Below are 8,630 nucleotides of genomic sequence, written 5' to 3'. Positions count from 1 at the left end.
CAGGAAGGGGAGCCCCGCGCAAGCGGGGTTTTTTCGTTTCAGGCAGCCAGAAAAAACTCCGCCAACGCCAGATCAGCGGGACGGGTAATCTTGATATTGCGGGCGTCGCCTTCCACTAGCAGCGGATGCAGCCCTGACTGCTCCAATGCGGATGCTTCATCGGTAATGATGGCTCCCTTGCGCAGAGCATCCGCCAATGCCGCGCGCAATACGCCCAGCCGTGCCATCTGTGGCGTCAATGCATGCCACAAACCCTCGCGGTTTTCTGTATGGGAAATATGTGGGGGAACAGTTGCCCCCGCGCGTTTCATTGTATCCCGCACTGGAACCGCCAGGATTGCCCCCGCGCTTTCATCCGCACCCGCCACCAGCAGTTTGTCGAGGTCACCACGGCTCAAGCAGGGGCGGGCGGCGTCATGCACCAGCACATTCACGCTCTCTGCTGCCTGTAATTGTTCGGTGAGATAATTCAACCCATTCAGCACAGAATCCGCCCGCTCTTTGCCACCAATCGCGGTAAATATGGACATTTCCTTGACTGGCAATTGCGGCCAAAAAGGGTCTTGTGCGCTGACCACCACAACAATGCCCGCTATGGCGGGATGCCCGGCAAAACAAGCCAGCGTATGCTCAATCACTGTTTTGCCCGCCAGTGGCAAATATTGTTTGGGCCTGTCCGCCTGCATCCTCGCGCCGACGCCTGCCGCTGGAATGACAACCCAAACCTTACTCAACATGTGGGCCATCCTTGACGGGGGGCGTCAACCCTGGCGTCGGGGTGGGATCCGATTTCAAAATAACCTGATAAAATGTTTCCCCCTGCCTGATCATACCCAGTTCGCTACGGGCATGCTCTTCAACCGACGCATCACCTTTGCTTAGGCTGACGACATCACTTTGCAACTTGCGTTTAAGCTCCGCCTGCTCATCATTGGCGGCGTTCTGCTGGTCAATTTTCTGTTCCAGGTTCTGAATGTCGGAATAACTGCCCGACCCAACCCATAGGCGTACAAACAACCCTAGCGCCAACAACCCTAAGACCAGAAATAATATGCGTGTCATGCTCATGTTCAGGTTTTTCAGAAATAAATATGGCGGGACAAGCCCGCCATAAGAGGATAGCAGATCTGCCTGGAAAGGCTATCAGGCCAGTTGTTTGAACGCTGATTTCCCCGCATAAACGCCTTTGCTGCCCAGCCTTTCCGCAATGCGCAGCAACTGGTTGTACTTGGCGATACGGTCAGAACGCGACAGTGAACCCGTCTTGATCTGGCCTGCGTTGGTCGCAACTGCGAGGTCGGCGATGGTGGCATCTTCCGTTTCACCGGAACGGTGGGAAATCACAGAGGTATAGCCCGCCTGGTGCGCCATCTTGATCGCTGCCAATGTCTCGGTCAGGGTGCCGATCTGGTTGACCTTGATCAGGATGGAGTTGGCGATGCCCTTGTCGATGCCTTCCTGCAAAATTTTGGTGTTGGTGACAAACAGGTCATCGCCCACCAACTGGATACGCTTGCCCAGCACGTTGGTCAAATGCGCCCATCCTGCCCAGTCGCCTTCCGCCATCGCGTCTTCAATGGTCAGGATCGGATACTGGTTGACCCAGTTTTCCAGATAGGAAGTGAACTCTTCAGCAGAAAAGCTTTTGCCTTCGGATTCCAGCAGGTATTTGCCATCCTGATAGAATTCGGAACTGGCCACATCCAGGCCTAGCCAGATGTCCTGCCCGGCCTTGAACCCGGCCTTGTCAATGGCTTCCAGGATGACTTCGATTGCTTGCTCATTGGAAGACAAATCAGGGGCGAAACCGCCCTCGTCGCCAACAGCCGTATTCAGGCCGCGCTTTTTCAGGACGGACTTGAGATTGTGGAAAACTTCCGCGCCATAACGGACTGCATCCGCCATGCTGGTGGCACCCACTGGCAGGATCATGAATTCCTGCATATCCACACTGTTGTCAGCATGTGCACCGCCATTGATGATGTTCATCATCGGCACCGGCAACTGGTAGGCGTCCGCTTTGCCAAGGTACTGGTACAAGGGCAGCCCTTGTTCGTTGGCGGCGGCATGGGCGGTCGCCATCGAAACCGCCAGCAGCGCATTGGCACCCAAACGGGCTTTATTGTCGGTTCCGTCCAGTTCAATCATGGCACTGTCGACACCAGCCTGATCAGCTGCATCCTTGCCGATGACCGCCTTGGCGATTTCACCGTTGACGTTGGCGACCGCATTCAGCACGCCCTTGCCCAAATAACGTGTGCCGCCATCCCTCAACTCAATGGCTTCACGGGAGCCGGTGGAGGCACCGGATGGCACGGCGGCGCGTCCCATCGCCCCACTGGCGAGGATGACATCCGCTTCCACGGTCGGGTTGCCGCGTGAATCGACAATCTCACGGGCTTTTACTGCTTTGATTTCAGACATTTCAATTTTCCCGGTAAACTTACAATGTGTTTTCTAGCAACTTCTGTGCCTTGACGACCTGATCCAGCGCCAGCAAGGTTTCCAACAACTCTTCCAACCGATCCAGCGGCCAGGAATTCGGCCCGTCGCTCATGGCGTTGGCCGGATCTGGGTGCGATTCGACAAACAACCCGGCGACGCCCGCCGCCACCGCCGCCCGCGCCAGCACCGGCACATGTTCGCGCTGTCCGCCGGAGCAACTGCCCTGCCCACCCGGCAACTGCACTGAGTGGGTGGCGTCAAACACCACCGGGCAGCCGGTTTCACGCATGATCGCCAAGCCGCGCATATCGGAAACAAGATTATTGTAGCCGAAAGTGTAGCCACGTTCACACACCATGATCTGCTGGTTGCCGACAGCGCGTGCTTTTTCCACCACGTTGCCCATGTCCCACGGTGCCAGGAACTGGCCTTTCTTGATGTTCACCGGCTTGCCTGCCCGCGCCACGTTTTGGATGAAATTGGTCTGGCGGCACAAAAAGGCGGGGGTCTGCAATACGTCCACCACGCTGGCGACTTCATCCATCGGCGTGTCTTCATGCACATCAGTCAACACCGGCACACCAATTTCACGCCTGACTTTTTCGAGGATGCGCAAGCCAGCCTCCAAACCGACGCCGCGTGCGCTGGTGTGCGAGGATCGGTTGGCCTTGTCGAATGACGATTTGTAAATGAAAGGGATGCCCAGCCTGCCGGTGATTTCCTTCAATTGCGCCGCCGTTTCCAGCGCCAATTTTTCCGTCTCAATGGCGCAGGGGCCGCAGATCAGGAAAAACGGCTGCTCCAGCCCCACTTCAAATCCGCACAACTGCATGCTCAACCTCCGGTTTTCACATCATGGCAACGGCGCGCCGCCCGGATGAAGCCGCTGAACAGCGGATGCCCCTGCCGTGGGCGCGACGTAAATTCCGGGTGGAACTGGCAGGCCAAAAACCACGGGTGGTCTTTCAGCTCCACCATTTCCACCAGATTGCCATCGATGGAGGCACCTGACAACACCAATCCATGCTGGCTGAGGATGTCGCGGTAATGGTTGTTGAACTCGTAGCGGTGACGGTGCCGCTCGATAATTTGCTCGGAACCATAAGTTGCGCGCGCCAGTGACCCCGCTTGCAACAGGCAAGGTTGCCCACCGAGGCGCATGGTGCCGCCCAAATCGGAATTCTGGGAACGCTTTTCGATCTTGCCGTCTTCGGTCTGCCACTCAGTAATCAGGCCGATCACCGGGTCTGGCGTGCCGGGGAAAAATTCGGTGCTGTGCGCATTCGCCAGCCCGGCGCAATGGCGGGCGAATTCGATGACCGCCACCTGCATGCCCAGGCAAATGCCGAGGTAGGGAATCCGGTTCTCACGCGCATACTGCACCGCGCGGATTTTGCCTTCCACGCCACGCTTGCCGAAACCGCCCGGCACCAGGACGGCATCAGCAGTGTGCAGCGCCTCCAGCGCCAGTTCGTCAGCCGATTCAAGCTTTTCCGAATCAATGTAACGGATCCTGACCTTGGTGTGGGTCTGGATACCCGCATGGGTCAACGCTTCATTCAGCGATTTGTAGGACTCGGTCAGGTCGACGTATTTGCCGACCATGGCGACCGTGATTTCCGCTTCCGGGAACTCCATGGCGCTGACGACATTTTTCCAGTCGGACAGGTCGGCTTCCGGCAGGTCGGCCAAGCCAAGCTTTTCCGCGACAATGCGGTCAAGCTTTTGCGCATGCAACCACAACGGCACCTTGTAAATATTGTCGACGTCCAGCACAGAAATGACGGCGCGCTCATCCACATTGGTGAACAGGGCGATTTTCTTGCGCTCATTTTCCGGCAACTGGCGTTCGCTGCGGCATAGCAGGATGTCGGGCTGGACGCCGATGGAACGCAATTCCTTGACCGAATGCTGGGTTGGCTTGGTCTTGAGCTCGCCCGCCGCCGCCACGTAGGGCAACAAGGTCAGATGGATGAACAGGGTGTTCTGCCTGCCATCCTCCACCCCCATCTGGCGGATGGCCTCCAGAAACGGCATCGCCTCGATGTCGCCGACCGTGCCGCCGATTTCGACCATGGCGATGTCAGCGCCCGCCGCCCCGGCGCGCACACAGCGTTTGATTTCATCGGTGATGTGCGGGATCACCTGGACGGTGGCCCCCAGGTATTCGCCTTTGCGTTCCTTGCGGATGACGTTTTCATAAATCCGCCCGGTCGTGAAGTTGTTCAGCCTGGTGGCCTTGAAACCGACGAAACGTTCGTAATGCCCCAGGTCAAGGTCAGTTTCCGCGCCGTCTTCCGTCACAAAGACTTCGCCATGCTGGAAAGGGCTCATGGTGCCGGGGTCGACGTTGATGTAGGGGTCCAGTTTCATCATGGTGACCTTGAGGCCGCGCGCTTCGAGAATGGCGCCGAGGGAGGCGGCGGCGATGCCTTTTCCGAGGGAGGAAACCACACCGCCTGTGATAAAGACATATCGTGCCATATGAGGAGAATTTGCATCCTTGTGAGTCACAATCATGCGGGCGCATCCTAGCACAGCGCGGCAGTTTTTGCGAAAGCAGAAACCAATCGCATGACCTTACCGCATGGCCGAAGGTGAGCCGGACTCTCCAAGCCGTTATACTGCCCCCATGAACAAACTTATCCTTTTGACCTTGTGCCTCGCCACCCTGCCCTCCACCGCTGTGCTGGCGGCTCCACAGGATGTGCGCGTCATAGCCACCAACAACCCGCAACAACCCTTCGAAATGGCGGCCAAACTGCAATGGAACCCCCACAGCAGGCAGTGGGACAAAGTGCTGGTGCTGTACAATGGCAACCCCGAACCACCCGCCAGCCATCCGGCCTGGGCTTACCTGAACAGCCTCAAAGCCCCGGCAAACCCGCCCGCCCAAGAAGGTGAAAACCTCCATTACCAGGCTTTTCACCTGAACGCCTATTGCAGCGGCGCAACCCCGCTTGCCTCCGGCAAACCCATCCGCATCAGCTTTGACCATGACCAGCCCGGCAGCTACCGCGAACAGGACTATTTCCGCGATTGGAACTGCCCCGACTGGAGCATGGGCTTGGACAACGTCACCGTCGTCAGCGGCGCGGAAGCCCGCAACAGCCAGGGCGGCTCCTTGCGCATCAGGCTTCCCAAAGGCGCATCCGGCTGCAATGACGAAAAAACTTGCGCCAACTGGAAACCGCAGATCGGCGCGCAACTCGACAGCCTGCACTACGCCTACTGGTTCAAGTTTCCGGCGAACTTCGATTTCGTGCAGGGTGGGAAACTGCCCGGTATCGGCAGTTTCAACCCCCGCACCGGCGGCGGCAAACCTGACGGGCGCGACGGCTGGAGCGTGCGGGCGATGTGGGTGCAAGGCGGCAAGGCAGGGCAATATGTCTACCACATGGATCAACCCGGCAACTACGGCGATTTTTTCGCATGGGATGCCCCGCCGCTGGCAACAGGCCAGTGGCATCAGGTCAAGACCTTTGTGCGCCTCAACACCCCTGGCAAACGCGACGGCATCATCACCACTTGGCTGGATGGCAAAGAGGTGCTGCATAAAGACGGCCTGCGCTTCCGGCTGGGCAACGGCCTCAAGATTGAGCGTTTCCTGTTCTCGGTTTTCTTTGGCGGCGAAGGGCCGGAATGGGCCCCTGAGCGCGACATGCTCCTATACCTGGACGATTTCACGCTCTCGGCCAATAGGATGTGAAGCATGGGCTTGATACGGAACAAAACCATCTCCGGCTGGTGCCTATTGCATTCTTTCCTGCTGCTGGTTTGGCTGGCGACGCCGTTGCAGGCGGCAGCAGATGACTTTTCTGCTGAGGCGCTGGACAGCCTGGACAAACAACTGGACGCCGTGGACAAAACATTCCAGCAACCAGAGCTGGACATGACCCGGCTTGACAGCCTGACGCCCACCATGACGGGGCTGGGGCAAACCGCCCAAGCCTGCGTCAGCCAGTACGAACAAAAGCAAACACAGACGCAACAGGCCATCGACAGTTTGGGGAAAGCGACCCCCGAAGAAGACGCGGAGGTCAAACGCAAGCGTGGGGAACTGGCGGCCCAACAACAGCAGAACGACACAACCTTGTCCCAATGCCGCCTGCTCAGTTTGCAGGCTGCCACCCTGCTGGATACAGCGCGCAAAACCCGGCAGGAATTGCTGAAGCAGCAATTGTTCGCCCGCACCACCCCGCTGTGGGAATACATCCGCGTGATCCTGCTGGAGCCTGGCATCTGGAAAACTGAAATTACGGGCGCATGGCGCATCCTCGGCAATCTGCCGTTCAACTGGCAACATCTGTGGCTGGCGTTGGGTTACGGTTTCGTCGGGTCACTGGGGGGGCTGTTCTGGAGCGTCCGCAAACGGCGCCAATACCGCGCAGAAATGCCAGCCATCAATGCGACCAGCCCGACATTGGCGGCTGTCTGGTTGAGCATGCTGCGTTTTCTGCCCTACAGCCTGTTTACCGGTGCCATGGCGCTTTCCTTATACCTTTACCCGGCAGGCATACCGGCGGTGACACAGCTTATCCTGGCGCTGCTGTTGTTCAGCCTGAGCTATGGCGTCTTGCATTCCCTGCTGCGCAATGCCCTGAATGTGGAAGGTGTGGAGCCTGCTGACCGGCGGGCTGGCCAGCGGCTGAAGTTCTGGGCGCAGCTGCTGATTGGCGCAACCTTGATCGGCACCTTGTTCCATTCCCCTTTGTTCGACTTCGCCACGCCGGAAAGCCCGGAACCGAGCAACCTGATCGGATTGATCCGCAACCTGTTTGGCGGCGTGACCGGCATCACCCTGACGCGCCTGATCTGGCTAATGTCGGGGCATGTCCTGTTCATCCGGCACACACGCCTGCATGTGTTGGCTGCTGGCGTGTCGCTGGCCGCCGTGGCCAGCTTGTGGCTGGGGTTCCGGAATTTTTCCGTGTTCCTGTTTACCGGCGTGTTCGGCAGCCTGTTCCTGGTGCTGGCGGCATGGCTGCTATTGAAAATCCAGGGGGAAATCTTTGATGGCCTGGATGAAGGCCGCGCACCTTGGCAACAACGCTTACGGCGGCAATTGGACTTAAAAAGCAGCCAAGTATTGCCCGGCCTGTTATGGTTGCGCCTCACCAACACACTGGTGGTGGGCGGGGTTTTGCTGGTGCTGGCGCTGCGTTTGTGGGGAATGCCGGAACAGAGTTTCCTGCTCCTGCTGGAAAAGCTGGCCAATGGCGTCCAGATCGCCGGTTTCACCCTGGAACCGCTGCGGATCATCAGCGGCCTGCTGGCGATGGCGTTCCTGGTCAGCCTGACACATGTGTTCAAGAAGCATCTGGCGGAAAGCTGGCTGCGACGCACAGCCTTGAGCCGGGGCGCGCGCGAGGCCATCACCACCATTTCCGGTTATGGCGGCATCCTGCTGGCGATCCTGCTGGGGCTGGCGGTGGCGGGCATCCAGTTCAAGAATCTGGCGGTCATCGCCGGGGCGCTATCGGTCGGCATCGGTTTTGGCCTGCAAAACATCGTCAACAATTTTGTTTCCGGCCTGATCCTGCTGTTTGAGCGCCCGATCCGCCGTGGCGACTGGATCAAGGTTGGCAGTGCGGAAGGCTATGTGCGCGACATCAGCATCCGCTCGACCACCATCCAGACCTTTGACCGTTCGGACATCATCGTGCCCAACTCGGAAATCATCTCCCAGCAGGTCACCAACATGATGCTGAACGACAATTTCAGCCGGGTCATTATCCCGATAGGCGTCGCTTACGGCTCGGACACGGAAAAAGTGATGGAAATCCTGCGCGACGCCGCCAACGCGCACCCGCAGGTGCTGAAAGAACGCAGCGACATGAAAGTGTCGGTGCTGTTCCGAAGCTTTGGCGACAACGCGCTGAATTTCGAACTGCGCTGCTTCATCCGTGATGTGGAAACGAAACTGGGCGTCACCAGCGACCTGAACCTGGCGATTGACAAGGCGTTCCGCCAGAACAGCATTGACGTGCCATTCCCGCAGCGCACCATACATATGGTCAGGGACGACCCGCCCGCACCGCCCAGCGGCGCAGAAACTCCTGCCAAACCTGCCGATTTAGGCTAGAATATGCACTCTCCTGATTGGCCCCATAGTTTAATGGATAAAACGGCCCCCTCCTAAGGGGCAGCTACAGGTTCGATTCCTGTTGGGGCTGCCAATAAAA

At 58.3% G+C, this 8,630-nt stretch carries 7 protein-coding genes and 1 tRNA gene; 3 read left to right on the top strand and 5 right to left on the bottom strand.

What is annotated here, in order from left to right; translation table 11 throughout:
- Window positions 1–38: 38 nt before the first annotated feature.
- The 5 genes from ispD to pyrG all read right to left on the bottom strand — a co-directional run bounded on the left by ispD (window position 39) and on the right by pyrG (window position 4,929).
- Window positions 39–737, bottom strand: coding sequence for a 2-C-methyl-D-erythritol 4-phosphate cytidylyltransferase (gene ispD, locus VSS37_RS13810; protein ID WP_324696152.1), 699 nt, complete (start codon window positions 735–737; stop codon window positions 39–41).
- The gene (locus tag VSS37_RS13805) at window positions 727–1,062 is read right to left on the bottom strand and encodes an FtsB family cell division protein (RefSeq protein ID WP_375339147.1); all 336 of its coding nucleotides are present in this window, start codon (window positions 1,060–1,062) and stop codon (window positions 727–729) included. Before VSS37_RS13805 ends, ispD begins: the two co-directional genes overlap by 11 nt.
- Before the next feature lie 81 nt (window positions 1,063–1,143).
- The gene (gene eno, locus VSS37_RS13800) at window positions 1,144–2,424 is read right to left on the bottom strand and encodes a phosphopyruvate hydratase (protein WP_324696150.1); all 1,281 of its coding nucleotides are present in this window, start codon (window positions 2,422–2,424) and stop codon (window positions 1,144–1,146) included.
- Between the two features lie 19 nt (window positions 2,425–2,443).
- Window positions 2,444–3,277 (bottom strand): 3-deoxy-8-phosphooctulonate synthase, encoded by an 834-nt coding sequence (kdsA, locus tag VSS37_RS13795; RefSeq protein ID WP_324696148.1) that lies wholly within the window; start codon window positions 3,275–3,277, stop codon window positions 2,444–2,446.
- 2 nt (window positions 3,278–3,279) lie between these two features.
- Window positions 3,280–4,929 carry a CTP synthase gene (pyrG, locus tag VSS37_RS13790; protein ID WP_324696146.1) on the bottom strand — a complete coding sequence of 550 codons (1,650 nt, stop codon included), beginning with the start codon at window positions 4,927–4,929 and terminating at the stop codon, window positions 3,280–3,282.
- A 148-nt stretch (window positions 4,930–5,077) separates the two neighbouring features.
- Between pyrG and VSS37_RS13785 the strand changes: the two genes are divergently transcribed.
- The 3 genes from VSS37_RS13785 to VSS37_RS13775 all read left to right on the top strand — a co-directional run bounded on the left by VSS37_RS13785 (window position 5,078) and on the right by VSS37_RS13775 (window position 8,624).
- On the top strand, window positions 5,078–6,154 hold the full coding sequence (locus tag VSS37_RS13785) for a polysaccharide lyase (protein WP_324696144.1): 1,077 nt from the start codon (window positions 5,078–5,080) through the stop codon (window positions 6,152–6,154).
- A gap of 3 nt (window positions 6,155–6,157) precedes the next feature.
- Window positions 6,158–8,530 (top strand): mechanosensitive ion channel family protein, encoded by a 2,373-nt coding sequence (locus VSS37_RS13780; RefSeq protein ID WP_324696142.1) that lies wholly within the window; start codon window positions 6,158–6,160, stop codon window positions 8,528–8,530.
- 19 nt (window positions 8,531–8,549) lie between these two features.
- Window positions 8,550–8,624: transfer RNA gene (locus VSS37_RS13775), tRNA-Arg, on the top strand.
- The last annotated feature ends 6 nt before the right edge of the window (window positions 8,625–8,630 follow it).

It is taken from the genome of Candidatus Thiothrix phosphatis, from assembly GCF_035668035.1.
Lineage (GTDB): Bacteria > Pseudomonadota > Gammaproteobacteria > Thiotrichales > Thiotrichaceae > Thiothrix > Thiothrix phosphatis.
The sequence above is the reverse complement of the archived record's forward strand: the minus strand, read 5'-3'. Positions and strand labels throughout refer to the sequence as shown.

What these genes read in the sequence shown, in the direction of transcription:
- pyrG (WP_324696146.1), bottom strand. Translation starts at nt 4,929, where the DNA reads ATGGCACGATATGTCTTTATCACAGGCGGTGTGGTTTCCTCCCTCGGA.
- eno (WP_324696150.1), bottom strand. Translation starts at nt 2,424, where the DNA reads ATGTCTGAAATCAAAGCAGTAAAAGCCCGTGAGATTGTCGATTCACGC.
- VSS37_RS13785 (WP_324696144.1), top strand. Translation starts at nt 5,078, where the DNA reads ATGAACAAACTTATCCTTTTGACCTTGTGCCTCGCCACCCTGCCCTCC.
- ispD (WP_324696152.1), bottom strand. Translation starts at nt 737, where the DNA reads ATGTTGAGTAAGGTTTGGGTTGTCATTCCAGCGGCAGGCGTCGGCGCG.
- VSS37_RS13780 (WP_324696142.1), top strand. Translation starts at nt 6,158, where the DNA reads ATGGGCTTGATACGGAACAAAACCATCTCCGGCTGGTGCCTATTGCAT.
- kdsA (WP_324696148.1), bottom strand. Translation starts at nt 3,277, where the DNA reads ATGCAGTTGTGCGGATTTGAAGTGGGGCTGGAGCAGCCGTTTTTCCTG.
- VSS37_RS13805 (WP_375339147.1), bottom strand. Translation starts at nt 1,062, where the DNA reads ATGACACGCATATTATTTCTGGTCTTAGGGTTGTTGGCGCTAGGGTTG.